General features: G+C 45.2%; 15 protein-coding genes. All 15 read right to left on the reverse strand.

The features are described 5' to 3' along the window. Positions 1-1,681, reverse strand: a 1,681-nt coding sequence (locus G519_RS0116315) for an S-layer homology domain-containing protein (protein ID WP_029195628.1), incomplete at its 3' end; no start/stop codon positions are given. Between the two features lie 246 nt (positions 1,682-1,927). After that, positions 1,928-5,830 carry an S-layer homology domain-containing protein gene (locus G519_RS0116320; RefSeq protein WP_029195629.1) on the reverse strand — a complete coding sequence of 1,301 codons (3,903 nt, stop codon included), beginning with the start codon at positions 5,828-5,830 and terminating at the stop codon, positions 1,928-1,930. 252 nt (positions 5,831-6,082) lie between these two features. Continuing rightward, the gene (locus tag G519_RS0116325) at positions 6,083-7,192 is read right to left on the reverse strand and encodes a glycosyltransferase family 4 protein (protein WP_029195630.1); all 1,110 of its coding nucleotides are present in this window, start codon (positions 7,190-7,192) and stop codon (positions 6,083-6,085) included. Positions 7,193-7,324: 132 nt separating this feature from the next. Next, complete coding sequence (locus G519_RS0116330; RefSeq protein ID WP_051253439.1) at positions 7,325-8,113, reverse strand: WecB/TagA/CpsF family glycosyltransferase; 789 nt, start codon at positions 8,111-8,113, stop codon at positions 7,325-7,327. A gap of 54 nt (positions 8,114-8,167) precedes the next feature. After that, positions 8,168-9,301 carry a polysaccharide pyruvyl transferase CsaB gene (csaB, locus tag G519_RS0116335; RefSeq protein WP_029195632.1) on the reverse strand — a complete coding sequence of 378 codons (1,134 nt, stop codon included), beginning with the start codon at positions 9,299-9,301 and terminating at the stop codon, positions 8,168-8,170. Further along, on the reverse strand, positions 9,277-11,328 hold the full coding sequence (locus tag G519_RS0116340) for a DUF5693 family protein (protein ID WP_029195633.1): 2,052 nt from the start codon (positions 11,326-11,328) through the stop codon (positions 9,277-9,279). The genes csaB and G519_RS0116340 overlap by 25 nt, the downstream gene beginning before the upstream one ends. Positions 11,329-11,512: 184 nt before the next feature. Next, positions 11,513-13,216: a phospho-sugar mutase gene (locus G519_RS0116345; protein WP_029195634.1), complete on the reverse strand. Its 1,704-nt coding sequence runs from the start codon at positions 13,214-13,216 to the stop codon at positions 11,513-11,515. Between the two features lie 24 nt (positions 13,217-13,240). After that, positions 13,241-13,669: a 3-hydroxyacyl-ACP dehydratase FabZ gene (gene fabZ, locus G519_RS0116350; protein ID WP_029195635.1), complete on the reverse strand. Its 429-nt coding sequence runs from the start codon at positions 13,667-13,669 to the stop codon at positions 13,241-13,243. 165 nt (positions 13,670-13,834) lie between these two features. Beyond that, positions 13,835-14,356, reverse strand: a complete 522-nt coding sequence (locus G519_RS0116355; RefSeq protein ID WP_029195636.1) for a CDP-alcohol phosphatidyltransferase family protein — start codon at positions 14,354-14,356, stop codon at positions 13,835-13,837. Positions 14,357-14,458: 102 nt separating this feature from the next. Further along, a complete protein-coding gene (locus G519_RS43270; RefSeq protein ID WP_036633168.1) occupies positions 14,459-14,677 on the reverse strand; it encodes a DNA-directed RNA polymerase subunit beta in 219 nt (72 codons plus the stop codon). 26 nt (positions 14,678-14,703) lie between these two features. Next, entirely contained in the window at positions 14,704-15,579 is an 876-nt protein-coding gene (locus tag G519_RS0116365) for a flagellar hook-basal body protein (RefSeq protein WP_029195637.1), read from the reverse strand. 24 nt (positions 15,580-15,603) lie between these two features. Beyond that, positions 15,604-16,497: a flagellar hook-basal body protein gene (locus tag G519_RS0116370; protein ID WP_029195638.1), complete on the reverse strand. Its 894-nt coding sequence runs from the start codon at positions 16,495-16,497 to the stop codon at positions 15,604-15,606. A 28-nt stretch (positions 16,498-16,525) separates the two neighbouring features. Further along, complete coding sequence (gene mreB, locus G519_RS0116375; protein WP_029195639.1) at positions 16,526-17,524, reverse strand: rod shape-determining protein; 999 nt, start codon at positions 17,522-17,524, stop codon at positions 16,526-16,528. 165 nt (positions 17,525-17,689) lie between these two features. After that, positions 17,690-17,980, reverse strand: coding sequence for a sporulation transcriptional regulator SpoIIID (gene spoIIID, locus G519_RS0116380; protein WP_029195640.1), 291 nt, complete (start codon positions 17,978-17,980; stop codon positions 17,690-17,692). 268 nt (positions 17,981-18,248) lie between these two features. Then, the gene (locus tag G519_RS0116385; RefSeq protein ID WP_029195641.1) at positions 18,249-18,983 is read right to left on the reverse strand and encodes a M23 family metallopeptidase; all 735 of its coding nucleotides are present in this window, start codon (positions 18,981-18,983) and stop codon (positions 18,249-18,251) included. Positions 18,984-19,030: the final 47 nt, after the last annotated feature.

Here is a 19,030-nt window from a genome sequence, read left to right on the forward strand (position 1 = left end):
TTACGACTTCATCTGCTGTCAATTGTTTGCCGTCTGCATCATAAGCGTTAACCGGGATATACTGATCTTTCGTTTCACCAGCGGCTAGTGTTCCTCCGAAAGAACCGAACTCCAATTTCGCTGGAACTGCGGATGCTTTCAAAGAGATTTTTGCCGTTGCAGATGCGCCACCTTCATAGTAAGTTACTGTGTATTCAGCGGACTTCTCTACTTTTTTGTTAGCATCTACTGTTATTGTGAGTTTTTTGTTAGTAAGATCAAAATCTTTTTTCAAGATGCTCATGTCATTAGGTGTAATAACCGGAGCAGGCAGTGTGCTAGGAAGATCGGTTGTGATTACATCACCGTACTGGTCATATCTTGTAATTTCAAACTCAACTGAATCTCCATCTTTAGATAAAGCTGTTTTACCTGCAGCATACTTAGGCGCGCCTAGCTCTACCTTCGATACCACTTGGGTGTAGCCTACTTTAAATGTTTTTTGTACATAAACTGAAGATTGGTTCAAGCTCACTGTGATTGGCAAAACGCCGATTTCAGTTGGGTATTTTGTGTTGTCGGATGTATCTACTTCGATTTCTAGCAAACCAGTATCCGCATTACGCTTAGGTGTCACTGCATCGCCTGCTACATTTGCCGAATATTCAGTTCCGTTTAGAGTAGCAACTTCACCATATTGGTTCTCTGCTTTTACTTTAACCGTAATTTTCTTACCAGCTTCGCTTTTTGCTACTTTATCGCCAGCGTTAACGAAGCTAAGCTTTGTTACTTTTTCATTTTCAGCTGTAAATGTTGCTGTTGTTTTATCAACACCAGCTGCATCTAAACCAGAAATTGTTGCTGTGTAGCTGCCTTCGCTTACTTTAACATCAGTTAAAGTCAGTACAGCGGATTTTTTATCATCTGAGAATTTAACAGTAGTTGCAATATTAGCTGTTCCTTTTGTTAAAGCAACTGTAGCCTTAGTTGTATCTACTGGTTTGTTAAAGCTTACTGTTACTTGTTGTACGCCAGTTGCTTTCGCGCCAGTGACAGATACTTTACCAGCTGGTACGTACTGTTGTTTTGCTTCGTATGCGCCGCTCACTAGAAGATCGCGAGTTGCGTTAGCCATACCGCCGAATGTACCGTCTGTGCCGTTAGAAAGAAGTTTCAATTCAAGTGCAAGTGCTACATAACCTTGTGCCCAATCAGAAACGGTTGTGTCTGTACCCGTTTTACCTTTTGCTGCTGCGTCTTGACCAAGAACACGAACCAAGAAAGTAGCCAGTTGTTCTTTTGTTACTTTACCAGCCGGGTTGTACTGACCTTCCGCATAGCCATCAGTAACGCCTGCAGTTTTCAAAGCTTCAATGTATGGAAGTGCATAACCATTCGCCGCGTCGGTCACACTAACATCAGAGAAAGTGGAAGTTTGCAAGTCTTTGTTGACATCAAGGCCCATGATCAATGCTGCTACTTTGGCGAATTGTGCGCGGTTCATTTCGTCTTTAAGACCGAAAGTTGTGTCAGTCACGCCGTCAAAAATACCAGCAGAGATCATCGCATCGAACTTTGCTTTTGTTGCTGCATCCAGGTCTTTCAAGTCTGTAAAGTCAGCAGACGTTTTAGCGAATGCTAGGGATGAGAACATGGAAAGAGCCATAGCGGATGTAAGAACTACGGATAATGTTTTCTTCATAAAGGGTTGTTTCCTCCTAATATTATGAAAGTTTTTTTGTTATAAAAACTTATAACCAACGGGACGACTAATAAATCATGACATGACTCTATGTAGCTTCGCTTCTATCACCTTGGCTACATGAATTAGTATACGTGACTGTATGCATAATTTCATTGATAAGTATTTTCCAGTAAGATCGATAGCCACAGTAAAAACAAAAGACTGCATCCGATAAATCGGACACAGTCTTTATTTCCTTATTAATTATTTAGGTATTTTCTTTTGCTGTTTAAGCACTCGAATCACAATTGCTGCAGCTTGAGCTCTAGTCAGATTACCTTTCGGATCGAAGCTAAATGTAGGTTTCTTTTGCCCTTCTACAAGAGCGTTTTCGATACCGTCGATAAAACCTGCTTTCATGACTGCCTCTACAGAAGGTTGTGCATAAATGCTGATATTACCAGCATCTGTAAAATTTTTTTTCAACGTAAGCAAACTTTTTGCAGGGTCTGAATTAACTTTCATATTGGCTGCTCGCTCGATCATGACAGAAGCGTCTTCGCGGCTAATAGAGTTACCTGGAGCGAACAGTCCAGCCGAGTTACCTCTGACGATACCCGCTCTAGCTCCTGCCTCAATATGCATAAAGTCATACAAACTGCTGCTGTTGGATAAGCCCAATCCTCTTCTAACATCTGCAAAGGTTCCTTGGAAGTTAGGGTCTGTTGGATCATTGGTATGATGCGTTGTATCTTCATTAATTAAAGGAATTTCAAAGATTTTTACTAGTAGGGTAACGAATTCACCACGAGTGATTGCATCATTCGGTAAAAATTGCCCAGCAGACTTATTATTCATAATGCCTTTGGAATAAAGGATATCGAGATAATCCCGCGCCCAATCATGTAGGGTAACATCGTTAAAGCTGTTATCCATGTACATGACTTGGAAATACCCAAAGGTATCTACAGGCACTTCAATAGTATGAGCCTTAGGATCTACAACTCCGCCGATGTTTTTCCAACCAACAAACTGGTTACCAGTTCCACTAGGATCAAGGAAAGTTCCGAATTGATAAACCGATAAGTATTTCCATGAGTCATTACGAATTTCTGCATCATATTTCATCGTTAGTGTCCCACGTTGAGTAGGAACAACCAAACTTTTAATATTACGTGTATAGAATGCCGTTTCTCCTGGTCCTAGCAAGGTTGGAGATGGTAGGTTACCACTTCCTTGTAATGCAGCTTTCAGAGAGTCTGGTGTACTCGCCGCGCTCATGTCTATCGTACCTGCATCTACCCAGAATCGTTTACTTGCTGGTCTGAAACGTCCAGTAGGCTCAATCAGGAATCTAGTTCCTGCAGGAGTTTCAGATGCCTTTTCTACACGACCATCATCTTGGTTCGCGATGCCGAATACGATTTTACGATCGACTGTGATGAATTGTTCCGTCTGTGTTCGGTCATTCCTCATCAGTTTCGTATCTTTAGGAAAGTTTAATAGGAAGTCTCCATTAAAAATACTCATTTTCGAAGCAAGCGTCGTTTTATACTGTGCACCCTCTATTGGGGTATTAACGTTGAAAAGAACAAGAGATCCAGTCGATTTAGCCTTTCCACGATTGACCGTAAACGTAATTGCGTTCTTTCCAGCCTTAAGATTCGCAACTTCATAACGGAAAATTCCAGGAGCGGTTTGTGTAGCTTCACTTTTACCGAATAAAACACTATCTGCACCATCTGCTTGAAGAACTATTGTCTCAGAGTTGGTATTCACATTAGCTTGGTCTACTTTATCGACATTCTTCACAAAGTTTGTGGGTTGAAGCAATACGTAAGAAACCGGTTGCTTAGTAATAGTAATCATTTTAGTTGTTGTACGACCGGATGTATTGGTAGCAACCAACTCGAAAATGTAATCACCGTACGCATCCATATTAAGCACACTGCTTAAATTAAAAGTCGTTGTTGATCGTTTATTATCTAGTGGATCAATTGTTGCGCTGATTGGATTCAAAGTAAGCGGGCCTATTGGAACCGCCGAACCTACAGGAGGCTTTCTCAAGTAAAGAATAGCTTGTGTGTTTAAAGTCGCATTCAGTACTGTACCTGTAAGTTGTATCTTATTAGATGTTGTCTGATAAACACCCGGCAAAGTACCAACCGTATATGGTGTTACAGCAACATCTGGAATTAAGCTTTCAACTAGAGGCGCATAATCACTGAGCACGAATACTTCATAGTTCGTTTGTGTTACGAGCACTTTCGGTTGCGCAGGGTCAGGTTTAATAAATAAAGAGAAGCGAATTGCTTTTTTACCATCCGTGTCAAAAAGTGTGCTGTAAGCAGTTCCCGAAGTTGCATTAACCGCATTAAGTGTATCGAGAGAGATTGTGAAATTCCCGGTATTCGGGTCAATCACAGATGTGTTTGGTGTTACCGTTGTATTTGAAAGTGGAACGTTATTATCATTAATCGATAATTCTACTAAGTTATAGTTTGCTTTTGGCAAGTTAATGATTTTACCTGTGATACAAGGTGCAGTTACAGCTCCACAAGTAAATTGGGCTTTGTTCGTAACCACTTTACCATTGTACAAGTTAGTCACAATTACATATGGTGCACTTGATATATTCAAGTTATAAACCTTTTTGCCCGCAGGGTTTGAGGTTAATGGAGTACCACTTGCCGGTGTAACCGTTAAAGTTGTCGGTCCATCTGGGATATCGTGTAAGGAAATAGTTGCTTTGTTAAGTGTCGAGGTTCCCCCTACTGGTGTAGTAGCATAAGAACCATTCCCTGCAAAACCAGGAATGAGAACATCCACTGAAGTAGTCAAAGCATTCGTATAAATATCAATTGCCGCAGGGAAATCATTAATTTGATTAGACCCTTGCTCTGTTAAGACAATTGGAGAGCCTGATAAATCTTGCGCAACATGGTCTAAATAAGGCAAGGATGGATCTGTAAAGTTAAACGTATATTTAGTAGGCTGAGTAGGAGCCCCAAGTGAACTCGAAAGTGTGACATCAATTTCTTGCGCAGTTGTAGTAGCACTCAAAGGTAAGCTAGCGCTAATATGATGCGTCTCGTACTTCGTTCCTACTGTTGACGACGTAGCTCCAGTAGTAAGCGCTGGCGCCCCCCCTCCCCATAGTGTTCCAGTCACATTGCTGATTGCTTTGGTCGCGAAGGTATACCGGAAGCCTGCTCCACTACCTACTACTTTTATGTCTGCATATACATAGTCTGTAACACCAGGGGTGATGTTTCCGATACTATTTTTAATGTCAGTGGTGAAGATTACATCCTTAGAAGTACTGCTGGATAATGTCGGTACAGTAACGAGAGGATAAACAGGCGGTGTGCCGCTGGATTCTTTCATTGCAATGGTACCGTTGTAACCAAAACCTAAGCCGTTGTCGTACTTGAACGTTCTAGTGGTAGTGTAATAGTTCGTCGGATTCTTGGCGATAAACTGAATTTTATTATCCCCAGGATTCAAAACCATATCTGAGACCCGATTTGTGTTCGTCAAGAACGTAAAAACACCGTTAGCGAAGTTGGATGCTTCAAATGTAGTCCCATTCACAATAGCATCAACTTTCAATGCATTATTTGCAGAACCCGTGATCGTCGCATTCGTATAAGGACCTTGGGATGGCAGCATCGCGCCGTCAGCAAAGGCATCATCATTAAACTTTAAACCCGTAATATTCGAAACAGGTGTAAAGTAAGCCCAACCCGGTATGGAATCCACATTGGATGTACTGTTGAACTTAACAGTAAACCGATTAAGCCCTTCGGTTAATTGGACATTTTCAAAAGTAATTTGGTTCGTACTATTTGCTACTCTTGTTGGACGATTTGTTTTATTTGTAGAGGATAGTCCCGTATTAACATTATAAATCTCATAGTAAATATCCGATATTTGTTCTTCAGCAATACCACCGATATCTACGCTAACTGTAATCGGGTTTGCTGTAAAACGTTGAATGGATGCGTCAACTAATGGGTCTACAGCCGTAGGAATCGTATGTACATATAGATTAGTGATATTCAAAACAGGCGCAGCTGAAGCTGTCATTGGTGGCAGCAGAGCGAGCAGCATAGTGATCATGAGGCTTATGCTAATCCACTTATTTCTTTTTTGCTTGGTTTTCAAAACTAGTTCCTCCTTATGTAATCTAAATGTTGTTAGTTTCGCCATGGTATAAGTATTATCTTCAATTTACTTACTAGATTTCGACAATCCCTCCCATATTCTTCTATCATTCCACATGATTAGACGCTGCAAAGAGCCAAAAGTTCTTGTACTCTACTTATCGGTCATAACGAAGGAAATGTTTAGAGAAAGAAAAAAATTCATAAAATGCAAAAAAAATCCAACCCGAAGGTTGGATTCCGATTTTGTAGCTTATTTGCCCATACGATCACTCTGAACTTGCTTGCCTACAAGCCTCTGCAGGAAGTTCAGGACCGGTTTCCGGCTCTTACTGATGATACCAATAGCTTCAGCTCCAACTAGCATAACTAGGAAGAGAGCCACGATGATCATGATAAGTCCCCAAGTGGAATCTTGGGAGATAAAGACTGAGCACACCACCGCGCTGCCGCCGAAGATGGAGGCAATTCCGTAGATGATCAGTACGCTTGTACGATGACTGAACCCAAGCTGCAGCAAGCAATGGTGCAAATGGCTTTTATCCGGTGCAGAGATCGGTAATTTATTGACGTAGCGGCGCATGATCGCAAAGAAGGTATCGGATAATGGCACGCCTAGAATCATAATAGGGATTAATAGCGAAACAACGGCCGCTTGCTTAAAGCCGAGAATCGATAGTGTTGCTAAGGCAAAGCCTAGGAACAAGGCGCCGGAGTCGCCCATGAAGATTTTGGCCGGATGGAAGTTATAGAACATGAAGCCTATGATACTGCCTAGTAAAATAACGCAAAGTAAAATAACGGTAACATTGCCCATCATCAAGGCAAGAATTAGTATTGTAGTGGTAGCAATACCCGATACACCAGCTGACAAGCCATCTAGGCCGTCAATTAAGTTAATCGCGTTGGAAACACCGACGATCCATAATATCGTAATCGGAATACTTAACCAACCAATTGGCAGGTTGGTCGTTCCGAAAGGAATGTTAACGAGGTCGATCTTAAGACCAAAGGAAACAACGATGCAAGCGGCAATCAGTTGCCCGAGCAGCTTCCATTTGGGAGATAGCTGAAAACGATCATCCAAGGCACCCGTGACGACAATCACAAAGCCTCCGATTAGCAACCCAAATGCAGCATTGGAGTTAACGGCATCAAGTGCTGGAGAGACGACAAAATAAGCTCCGACGAATGCAAGGAATATCGCTAATCCTCCGAGACGCGGCATTATTCGGGTATGTACCTTACGATGGTTAGGGGCATCAACGGCTCCAACCCAGAAGGCAAATTTTTTGACTAGGGGTGTCAGCAGCAGCGCCATTAAGCAAGCAGCGATAAACCCAATCGCATATAATCCATACATGTCTTCTTCACAGCTCCTCTTGTCTTGGGTGGCAAGTAATCCGCCGAAATGAATTATACTCCCATTTGCCCACAAATACCACTGCTAAATTCATCTGAAATGACCGTTTTCAGCCAATTTTCATAAATATTTTCATGGTTTGGTGACTTTCTCTTTGTCCCGCATCACTTTCAATGCGAATTTTGGGAGTAGAAGCATTCGTTTGTAGCGCCAAGGCTCCTGCATTAGGCGGTAGAACCACTCAAGACGTAGTTTTTGAAATAATACGGGTGCTCTTTTTAGCTTGCCCGAAAGAACATCAAAACTTCCCCCAACACCCATCATAACAGGGACACCAATCTGTTGTTTGTATTTCCCAATCCACGGCTCTTGATTAGCAGCGGATCTTCCTACGAGAAGAATATCCGGAGCTGCATCTAAGATATCTTGAATCACTTCAGCATCCTGCTCGTCTTTAAAATATCCATCACGTACGCCAACAAGCTTTATCCCCGGATAAGTAGTACGAAGCTTCTCAGCTGCAGCTTGAATAACCTCATTGGAAGCACCAAGTAAATAAACTTTCCAACCTTTTGACTCTCCGACTTTCATCAGCTCATGGATCAAATCATAGCCTGGAACCCGTTCTACAACAGGCTCGCCTACGTATTTAGCCGCCCAGACGACACCGGTTCCATCAGGAACGATGAGTTCAGCGCGCTGCATCATGCTCAGATAAGCAGGATCCTCTTGCGCGGCCATGACCATAATGGGATTGGCGGTAATGACCTGATGGGGTTGTCTTTGTTCAATAACGTTCGTAAGGTAAGCTACGGTTTGGTCCATGCTCATTTTGGAGACGGGCACTCCGTAGATGCGAACTTTGGGTACAGCATTCGCAGATGCGACCTTAGATTGGATCGTTGTTGATGTTGAACTCATAGATATCTCTTCCTTTAATTGACGTTGGAAATCGGATTTCGGTTGATTTTTTTATTATTTTTTGTTAGTTCTTTGTTTATAAAAAGAAATGATGCGCTGCGCAGGAAGCTGAGCCTGCGCTTTGAGCTCTTCGATGGCGGCGCGGCAGGACGCCGTCCAAGCCTCTCGGCCGGCCAGCAGGCGCTGCGCCTCGGCCGCGAAAGCATCCGCATCGAAGCGAGCTGTCGATGCGGCGGCTTTCATGCCAAGCCTATGGAGGAACTGGTCGATCTTCGGATCGTACGAGATACCTACCATAGGCACGAACTGCGAGGCTGCATAAATCAAAGAATGCAGCCTCATCCCGATCAGCAGGTCGCATTCCGCGACCTGCGCGAGCATATCCTGCGGATGGGTGATGCCTCGCACCATCTCCACCCGGGACCCGTGATCGCCGAGCCGATCGATCACGAACTGCGACGCCACCTCGTCCGAAGGGAGGTGGAAGGGCAAGAACCGCAGCCGCACGTTCGCATCGGCTGCGAGCAGCACTTGCAGGGACCGCGAGAGAGCTTCCAGCTCTGAGCGGTCCTCATTCCAGAAGCGGACGGACACGCCAACCGTCCTCACGAACGGCGCGTTGTCTGCCGCGCCGCCAACAGCCCCGGTCCCGCGCAGCGGTAAGCCCATGACCGGGTCAGGCACTACCGTGATGCGCTCCCGCGGGAGCCGCATCTTCCCTAGTAAGTCCGCGGACTCCGTATCGCGGACCGACACGTACGCGCAGCGCTGGAATACGCTGCTGATCCAGCCATAAAACATAGGGCGACTAACCGGCCCGATGCCCTGCGAGTAAATAAAAGTGGGCTTGCCCAGCCACTGCGCTATTTTCAAGACAGCCAAGTAATACGGGATCGTCTTTGAGCTTGTAGCATCCTGCAATAAACTGCCACCGCCGCTTATCAAACCATCGGTTTCACGTAATGCACGAATCAGCGAACCAGGCTTCATGCGATGATAAGCTTTCACTCCGTACATCGCTGACGTTTTCTCAGGATTAGCAGAAAGGACGATAGGCTCTATCTGTATGCCTTGCTCTCGACTTTGCTCCTGCAAAGCAATCAAAATCGATTGCAGCACAGCCTCATCGCCGCTGTTATCGAAGCCATAGTAGCCAGATAGCGCTATTTTGACAACTGTGGCACCCATCGTTTCCAACTCCTTGTGATTATTTCCCAAGCTGCAATCAGAACGAGGCCAATCAATGTACCAAACATAAGACCGTAGGTTATACGGATCAAAGAGATATGAAGCGGTGTATGCAAGTGAGCGAATGTATCTACAATAGAAAGCTGCCCAATAACACCTATGAAGATCAAATAGACGGCATGTCTATAACGAACTGACAAATATGCGCCTAGCAGGAACAACGGATGTGCGAACAAAAATTCTTTGGTTCGAGGGCGCACGCCCAATGTATTTTCCAAGAAGGAGCGGAATAATTTTTCAAGAGTAGAGGCCTGTCCTTCATTTCCTGTACGTGACAAGTAATAATAAACGGCGGCTAGAGCTACACCAGCGACTACAATCCATAGCACACTAATGTAGGAAGAAAGGATACTGCGAATATTCGCAAGCTTATCTCTGTACGTGTTATTTTCGCTAAAGAATAGTAAATACACACCTGCGATTGCAATTGGAAGCAAATGCAGTACGCCAACGCCGCGGAACTGCTGCAGCACGAGTGAATACGTAATGTGATTGAGAAGTGCTACTTCGTAAACGACACCAATCAGCGAAATCGCAGATGCTTTGATTAGTGTCCATAACGCGTAAGCAAGACCTGACTTCCATTTCGCAGCAGCTCCTGAACGAACGGAACGAATGGCCAGCATGATCGCTATGCTCGGTGCGCTAATGGCTGCACTTAAGGCAAGACCTTGCTCGTAAAGATTAGCGGAAAGTGTATGCAGAGCAATAAGTCCAAGTATACCTAAGACGAAGAGGAGCAGCATGGCTTCCGGTACGAAGAAGGACACCATCAGCACGATTAAACTAGCACCGCCAATCAGCATGAAGATGCGGGCGATCTTCTGCCAGCCTGTCGTTTTTACGTCAAATGGCTCAGCTGGTCCAAGCGTAAACCCGCCTTGTTGTATGCGAGGAATAGCGCCGTCTTTTCCTTGCAAACTTTCGTAGTAAGCTGCTAACGGATCGACGATTTTGCCTTTATCCAAGCTTTTGACTGGCCTTGCATTCAAGAACACCATGCGGATATTGCGGTCTTTCACTGCAAGGACAAAACGATCCGCTACGCCTTGAATGCGATCCTGCAGTTCCGATTTTTTGAGCGGCTCTGTTAACTTTTCTCCGTCTTTCTCTGTGAACGAATGCAATCGAACGACGTTATAATTCGTTTGCTTAGATAGCGTACTAAACCCTTTTTGCGGCTCTTTTAATAGCTCAATAGCAGCTAGGCCAATGCCGTTTTTATTAAGAAGATCTGCCATTCTATTGAGATTAATTTCAGTATTTTCCTCCGTGTAGCCCGGAACTTCATTGCCATCGACAATGATGCGCTTCACGCCGAAATCATGCAGTTGTTTCAGCAGGCGATCCATTTCATTGGTTACAAATGGTCTGCGATTCGATAGGCGAACCACGATTTGGAACCCTTGATTTTTCAGCATTTGTAAGGTCATCGGGTCTGGGTCCATCCCCTTGATCGATGCATCGTCCATGCTCATTTGGATGATGAGTCCGTTTCTATTTTTGAAACTCCACGGCTTCGTAGCAACCTTCAGATCCGCGAACGTTTTCTGAATCAAAGGCTCCAGCTTCTGCTGTGTGGCACTGTCTGCGTAAAGCACGTAGGTAAAATTCTCGTTAGGATCACCCAAGGTCTGGGTAAGTGCAGCAGCGTCTCGTGAGTTATATACCTCGATGCGGCGGCTCTCTTTAAGCTCCGCTAGTGTACTCTCATACACAGCCATTGAGCCAATGCCCGCTGCTTTCATATTCTTCAACTGCTCAGCGACAAAAGCTTGCGGATTCGTCTGAATATCCGAAATATCCAGTAAATCGCGATAATCGAAAACAAACTCGACTTGGTTGGCCGAAGTTTCCGTTTGGTGACGCGTGTAGGCTAGTGGCAGGGAGACTACCATTCCAATAATGACGAGCCACCATAGGATTTTTTTGAGAGGTTTATTCCATGTTTGATACCGTTGTGCCAAGTTGTCCACTCCTTAGATCTTTCCGATAGAAAGCTAACTTCGTAAAGCATGTACTTACATTCGAAAACCCCTTCAGTTCCTGCCCCGGGTAATAGGCCAAATGAATGCGGATTTAATTTCCATCTATTCATTAGACGACCTATCCCTGACTTAGGTTCTGAAGAGGTTCAGTTTTCCTATTTCATTATCCGTCTACACGGTTAAGCACATATTGAATAATGCCATCCAGTTGCTGTGCGGCTGCTGGACCTGTAGATCCTTGTACCGCAAAATAAAACTTAATTTTCGGTTCCGTTCCTGAAGGACGCAAGCAGAACCATGAACCATCATCCAGCTTAAATTTCAGCACATTTTCACGAGGAAGGCCATTTATGCCCTCTGCGTAATCTTCCACTTGGCTTACACGAGTGCCACTGATCTCCGTTGGCGGATTCGTTCTCCAAGCTTCCATGATGCGCCCGATTTGTTCCACGCCGTCTTTCCCTTTCAGCGTCCTTGATTCCAGTTTTTCCAAAAAGTAACCAAAGGATTCGTACAGCTCTTGAAGTACTTCATATAAAGTCTTGCCTTGCTTCTTATAATAAGCTGCCGCTTCAGCAATCAGCATCGCTGCGATAACAGCATCCTTATCCCGGGCATAGTCCCCGGCCAAGTAGCCATAACTTTCTTCGTATCCGAATAAGAACGTATACTCACCATTTTGCTCGAACTGGGACATTTTCTCCCCAATATATTTAAAGCCAGTTAGCGTATTTAATGTAGGAATCCCATAATGATTCGCGATAACTGCGCCCATTTCACTTGTAACGATCGTTTTGACGACGACGCCGTTCGCAGGCAGTGTTCCACGCTCTTTCAAGCTTGATAATAAATAATTTACTATGATAGCACCAGACTGATTACCTGACAAAACGACATACTCGCCGTTCGGATCCTTCACAACAGCACCCATGCGATCAGCATCAGGGTCGGTTCCGATGATGATATCGGCGTCCCACTCTTTCGCTTGTGCAATAGCGAGTGTGAAAGCTTCCCGTTCCTCTGGATTCGGAGACTTAACCGTCGAGAATTGGGCATCCGGAAGTTCTTGCTCGGCTACAACACGTACTTGTCCGAAGCCAACTGCTTTCAGCACTTCGCGTACAGGCACATTGCCCGCTCCATGCAAAGGAGTGAAAATGATGCGGAAATCGCCTTCGATCTGCTTAATCACATCCGGGTTCTGGCTGATCGCCGTTACGGCTTGGATGTAAGCTTGGTCGACCTCTTCCCCTATCCAGGAAAGCAGCCCTTGCGCTTCCGCTTCTTGTTGCGTAACTTTCTTGACCTTGTCGAAGGAATCGATGCTCTGTACTTGTGCAATGACCTGCTCCGCAAACTCAGGAACGAGTTGTCCCCCGTCTGCTCCATATACTTTATACCCATTATATTCAGGTGGGTTGTGACTAGCTGTAACGACAACCCCTGCGGACGCACCTAAGTATCTCACGGCAAAGGATAGCTGAGGTGTCGCGTGCAGTGTTTGAAAGAGATAAGCCTTAATGCCATTCCCTGCGAACACGAGAGCAGATTCTAAAGCGAACTCCGGCGACATATGACGTGAATCATAAGCTAGAACAATGGAAGGACTTGTAACGCCTGTCCCATTCACATATTGTGCCAAGCCTTGGCTTGCGCGTCCAACGGTATACACGTTGATTCGATTCGTTCCAGCGCCAATCACGCCGCGAAGTCCTCCTGTGCCAAATTCAAGGTCTTTATAAAAGCGATCCTCAATTTCTCTCTCATCTTCCCGAATAGCACGCAGTTCTTTCTTCGTTTCGGCATCCACTGCTGGATCCTCTAACCATAATTGATACTCTGTTTGTACACGCGTCATAGTAGTCAGGTTCATCTCCTTTTTATCTATGGGTTATTTATTAGCAAGGGCGAACATAAGCTCGCCTTCGACTACCACTTTGTCGCCTACCTTAGCCACAGCTTGGCCTTTGACAATGGTTCCTTTTACACGTGTAATCGTCATTTCTAAAGTTAGTGTATCACCAGGTACGACCTGTTGTCGCCAGCGAATACCATCTGCACCCGCAAATAAACCAATTTTACCTTTATATTCAGGCATCGACAGAACAGCCACAGCACCTACTTGTGCCAAAGCTTCAACAATCAGCACACCGGGCATAACCGGATAGCCAGGAAAGTGTCCTGCGAAGAACGGTTCATTAATCGTAACATTCTTTATACCTACAGCTCTAACCCCTTCTTCGACCTCCAAAATACGGTCAACAAGCAGGAAGGGAGGGCGATGAGGAATGATCTCTTGAATCTGGTTAATATCTAGCATAACGGTTTAAAAACTCCTTTCAAAATACTTGTATAAAATACAAGGTAATGACTTACAATAGGGGTGTCCCTTCATTAACTGCAGAAGTGAAGGTTCATATAGGGAGAGCTTATGTACAGGGCTGTGTAACAGACTTATGCATAGGCTCTTTTTTCGTAGCATACATTAATTTTTCATTTTAGCTCTTCGATTTAATACAAGGAACTGAAGAATATAAATGAAGGAAGTTAAGAATGAGACCCCGATTACAAACCATAAATAGGTCATTGCAAAGGTTAAATGAAAAACGATGAAGAGAATAGCAAAATAATAGAGAACCGTCGTTAACTTTCCCATCACATTGGCGGGAACCGTTAATTTGCCCCTGAAATGAAAGAAGGCAGATCCCACAATCATACCTAAATCACGAATGAACATCGCCGCAGCTGCCTGCCAAGGAATCAAGCCCGATATGAGCAGGGATAGAACCACGGCAATCATCATGCTTTTATCAGCGAGTGGGTCCAGCATGACACCAACAGGTGTAATAAGTCCGCGAGTTCTTGCGATATAGCCATCGAGGATATCCGTAAGTCCGGCTGCCAGTAAAATAATAAAGGCAACTTGGATATGACCACTAAAAAAAATCACGAGGTACACAGGGATTAGAACAAACCTGCTGATAGTGAGCATGTTCGGTATATTCAAAGTACCCCTCCTGCGCGTTAGTATCCGATATCTGGGACATTTAGCCTTCATTCATTATACCGCTGCTTAGACAAAAATAAAACTCCCACGAGGGAGTTAGAGTTAATTCGCAAATACCAGATCGTATAAATGCCGCCAAGTACTCATATGAAAAATTTCCCCAGCAGGCTGATGACCAAGCTTGGAGTAACCTACCCATAGGCCAATAAAAACGGCCAGCACGCATAGCACAGGAATACGAATGATTTTGAAAATAAGCCATATAATATGGAGCCATTTCGGCCTTGGTTTCTTCTTCGGTGGAGCAGGCTTGTCTGACATCGAGCCCTATCCCTCCCTTTCTAAGATCAGGCGCGCAAATTATTCGCGATATTCATCATCTGATCCGAAGATGTAATAGCTCGGGAATTGAGTTGAAGCGCTCTTTGCACGATAACCAGATCTGTCATTTCATCCGAAAGCGTAACGTTAGATTGCTCCAGAAAACCCTGCATGAGACTAACACGGTTAGCCGGGTTATCAACCAAAGGGTTCACATCTTGTAAGATATTTGCCTTCTCAGCAGCCGTTATGCCATTAGGAATAGCATAAAGGTTGTCTCCAACGTCTTGGAGCAGTTGTGGACGTACAACGCGAACTAGCTTGATCCGGCCCAAATTGATTGGCGCAGCACTAGGATCCTGTTCGCTGTAGCCATTAATCGTCCCATTTTTTTCAACGACTGGACGAATGCCCGCGGGTATGAGGATCGGGCTAACATCAGCGCCTGTACCATCCACACCCGTAACAAAGTGACCGTCTTTCGTTGTCAGCACGCTTCCGCCATTAGCATTAGGACTTAAACTGAATGCCCCGTTGCGAGTCCAAGCCGTTTGCCTTTGACCGTTAGCATCCAGTTCGCCTGTCTGTACTTCAAATAGTCCGTCTCCCTGAATCGCAAAGTCCGTCACATTCCCCGTAGACTGAATGGGTCCTTGGGACAAATTTGTCTGGATTTGCACAAGCTTCGAGCCCCACCCTTGGTTAAAACCAAGCGGCGAGAACCGGCCTAACTGACGGAATCCTTCTGGCTGCGACTTGACGTTAGTCAGAACGTCCTCGAAGGAGGCTTCCTTCTTCTTAAACCCGTTCGTATTCACATTCGCGATATTATTGGAGAGAATATCCAGCTTTTGCTGTAAGCTATGCATGGATACCGATGAGTTAATCATGGAATTGTTCATGGTCCTGCCCCTTCGCCAGCTAGATTAGACGCGCCCAACTTCATTCGCGGCTTTTTCCATACTTTTATCATAAGATTGGATCACTTTTTGGTTTGCTTCATAAGCGCGAAGCGCTGACATCATATCGACCATCGATTGCGCGGAATCAACATTAGAGCGTTCTATGAAGCCTTGACGAACTTGTACTTGGTCACCTGCAGCAACCTGCGTTACAGTTGCTTCATCGCCAGGATTAATGCGCAGCAGCCCGTTACCTTCACGCAGCAATAGATTCGGATTCTCAGCTCGCGAGAGCATCAATCCTACGGGTTGGCCCGTCGGCCCCAGAAGCGGAAGACCATTCGCATCAATGAACTCACCCTTGTCTGTCACCTTGAAGGAGTGAATCGGCTGACCCGCTCCATCAATCAGCAGCAGGGGTTGTCCATCTCTGCCTAGCACAAGGTTCCCGTTGGCATTAACTAGCTGGCCTGCCGTATCAACGGTGAACTTCCCGTTCAAGGAATAACGCTGCTCACCATTCGCGTTCAACACCGTAAACAGTGCCTGCGGCTGAAACGTGCGTTGTCCGTTCGCGTCCACGAACTTACCTGAAGCATCAAAGGACATACCAGGCACTTGTATTTTGGAAACAAGGGCAAAATCGAAAGGGTTTTGCGTTTCTTGCAAATCACCCTGTGCATGGAGGGAGATGCTCTCCTCGGAAAATACACCTAGACTCATCTTCCCAATGGGAGCTGTCGAGGCACCTTGTCCACCGCGAATCGTCGATATCAGCATCTCCGGGAACGATCGAGACAAAGCATTGCCTTGTTTAAAACCCGGGGAATTAATGTTGGCAATATTATTCGTAATGGTATCGTGTCTGCGCTGTTCGGAGATCATGCCTGCCGCCGCGGTATACAGTCCTCTTAACATCTCTTCACCTCTTGGGTAGTATGTCTAATTAAAATTTACGTTTGGTAACCTTATCTAAGTTATCGAGCATAATGCCTGTTCCTTTAACGACACAGGACATCGGATCTTCGGCAATTAATACAGGTACTTTCAGCTCGTCCGCCAGCAGTTGATCAAGCCCGTGAAGCAATGCTCCGCCGCCTGTCAGAATAACACCACGGTCAATAATGTCTGCCGATAGCTCTGGAGGTGTTCGCTCCAATACACTTTTGGCCGCCGTCACGATGGAGGAAACCGGATCCCACAGCGCTTCTTGTACTTCACTGGAGTGAATCGTGATCGTCAGTGGCAAACCGGATACCATATCTCTACCGCGAATATCCATCTCTTGATCTCTACCGTGTGGATATACCGTTCCGATTTTCAGCTTGATATCTTCGCTCGTCCGTTCACCAATCAGCAGCTTGTACTTATTTTTGATATATTTCGTGATCGCAATATCGAACTTGTCGCCTGCAATCTTAATGGAGGAGGAGGTGACGATGTCACCCATGGATAACACGGCCACATCCGTCGTCCCTCCGCCGATATCTACAACCATATTGCCGCTAGGCTGGAAGATGTCCATACCGGCACCAATTGCTGCTGCCTTCGGTTCTTCTTCCATGAATACCTCTCGGGCACCGCTGCGCTCAGCCGCTTCGCGGATCGCCTTCTGCTCAACCGAGGTGATGTTGGTAGGGGCGCAGATCAGTATTCTCGGATGAGAATACCAATTCTTGCCCCCTACTTTCGCGATAAAATGCTTCAACATCATTTCCGTAATATCAAAGTCCGCAATAACGCCATCTTTCAATGGACGAATCGCGATAATGTTGCCGGGAGTTCTTCCCACCATGCGGAAAGCTTCTTCTCCTACAGCCAGCACGCGTTTCGTATCGCTTTCAATCGCTACAACGGAAGGCTCATCGAGCACAACACCGCGTCCTTTTACATGAATAAGCACATTCGCCGTGCCGAGATCTATTCCAATATCCTTGCTTAACATTTCTAATTAATCCTCCCTAAACCTACCGTCCATCCCGTGAAGAATCGGCGCTCTTGTATATAATTCTAATTATAAGCTAAATTCGTTATAAATGCATTAATTCCTCTTTTGCGTGAAATTTCGACAAGTCCAGTTATAGGAAACCTATCGGGATGAAGGGTACTTTTAGGACTTGACCGTGACCAGGTTTTCGGAATGCTTCGGATTTCGAGTTTTTCGGTACTTAATTTTCGTCGCTTCTCCTCCTCTTAGGTGCCTGATGGACTTGTGATACTCCAGAATGTGCTTCACCTGGTTGGCCAGGTCCGGGTTGATTTCCGGTAGTCTTTCCGTCAAATCCTTGTGCACCGTGCTTTTGGAAACGCCGAATTCCTTAGCAATGGTGCGAACCGTATTCTTGGTCTCGACGATACAGGTACCAATCTTAATGGTTCGCTCTTTGATGTAATCGTGCACTCCCCTCGCCTCCCTACTCGAGATAGTTTGGTAAAGTATATGAGGGGCATGACTAGATATTCTACGTAGCCAAGCCTGACAAGCCCATTTCCCATATTTATTTTCAAAATAATCAGGAATAATCGATTCTGGCGTCCTTCGGACAAGCGTTTTTGGCAAAATGGATGCGAAGCAAAGTAAAAACGAATCCATATCTTCATGCAAAAAAGCAGCAGGATATACCCGCTGCCTTAATTTATGTAGGCTGTCGCCTATGCGTCGAACCGAATTACTGCTTAGCGTTTAAAAGCGTTTCTGGATTAACCGCTGCATTATCACTAACTTGGCGGACTTCAAAGTGCAGATGCACGCCGTCCTCTTTCTCGAACTCGTTGCGTCCTGCTTTCGCGATGATATCGCCTTTTTTCACTTCAGCGCCTTTGACTACTTTCACATCGGACAAACTTTGGTAAATGCTGGTCAAACCGTTGCTGTGTGTAATTTCAACGAGACTGCCAACAACCGGATTCTGCTCAACCGCAGTCACCTTGCCGCTCAGAGCAGCTAATACATCAAATGCTGCACCATCTTTGGCTTTCAAGTCAATTGCAGTATGCGGCGTCAATTGATCGTTATATTGAATCATTGCCGCCTGCTTTACTTCATTCGTTGCATTCGTGTCATAGAAGGGGATGGAGACTTCGACTAGTGTTCTGTCTTTAACAGGCCACTGTATCGTTTCGGTTTGTGCGTTGACCGCGACGGCCCCGTCCGGTGCTTTGGAAGTGTCTGTCGCTTTGTCGCTGCTAACCTTAATGCCCAGATCTTCTTGGCTGACTGTCTTCTTCCCGGCGTCCTGGTACACCCACATTAAGGTTAAGATAATTGCTGCTGCTGCCATATACGTTGCTGGGAATACCCACTTCTTAGCAAGCAACCTCTTCCATGTGGATGTCGTACTTTGTGCTCCTTGTGCAGTTTTAGGAGCTTCTTCTTTTTGAAAACCTTTGTTTTGATCATTCATGGTTATCACCTCATCAACCATTCTTGACACATTTAAAGGTTTTATAC

Origin of the sequence: Paenibacillus alginolyticus DSM 5050 = NBRC 15375, from assembly GCF_000422905.1 — a bacterium.
GTDB lineage: Bacteria > Bacillota > Bacilli > Paenibacillales > NBRC-103111 > Paenibacillus_E > Paenibacillus_E alginolyticus.

What these genes read in the sequence shown, in the direction of transcription:
- G519_RS0116370 (WP_029195638.1), bottom strand. Translation starts at nt 16,497, where the DNA reads ATGTTAAGAGGACTGTATACCGCGGCGGCAGGCATGATCTCCGAACAG.
- G519_RS43270 (WP_036633168.1), bottom strand. Translation starts at nt 14,677, where the DNA reads ATGTCAGACAAGCCTGCTCCACCGAAGAAGAAACCAAGGCCGAAATGG.
- csaB (WP_029195632.1), bottom strand. Translation starts at nt 9,301, where the DNA reads ATGGGTGCCACAGTTGTCAAAATAGCGCTATCTGGCTACTATGGCTTC.
- G519_RS0116325 (WP_029195630.1), bottom strand. Translation starts at nt 7,192, where the DNA reads ATGTATGGATTATATGCGATTGGGTTTATCGCTGCTTGCTTAATGGCG.
- fabZ (WP_029195635.1), bottom strand. Translation starts at nt 13,669, where the DNA reads ATGCTAGATATTAACCAGATTCAAGAGATCATTCCTCATCGCCCTCCC.
- G519_RS0116385 (WP_029195641.1), bottom strand. Translation starts at nt 18,983, where the DNA reads ATGAATGATCAAAACAAAGGTTTTCAAAAAGAAGAAGCTCCTAAAACT.
- mreB (WP_029195639.1), bottom strand. Translation starts at nt 17,524, where the DNA reads ATGTTAAGCAAGGATATTGGAATAGATCTCGGCACGGCGAATGTGCTT.
- G519_RS0116330 (WP_051253439.1), bottom strand. Translation starts at nt 8,113, where the DNA reads ATGAGTTCAACATCAACAACGATCCAATCTAAGGTCGCATCTGCGAAT.
- G519_RS0116365 (WP_029195637.1), bottom strand. Translation starts at nt 15,579, where the DNA reads ATGAACAATTCCATGATTAACTCATCGGTATCCATGCATAGCTTACAG.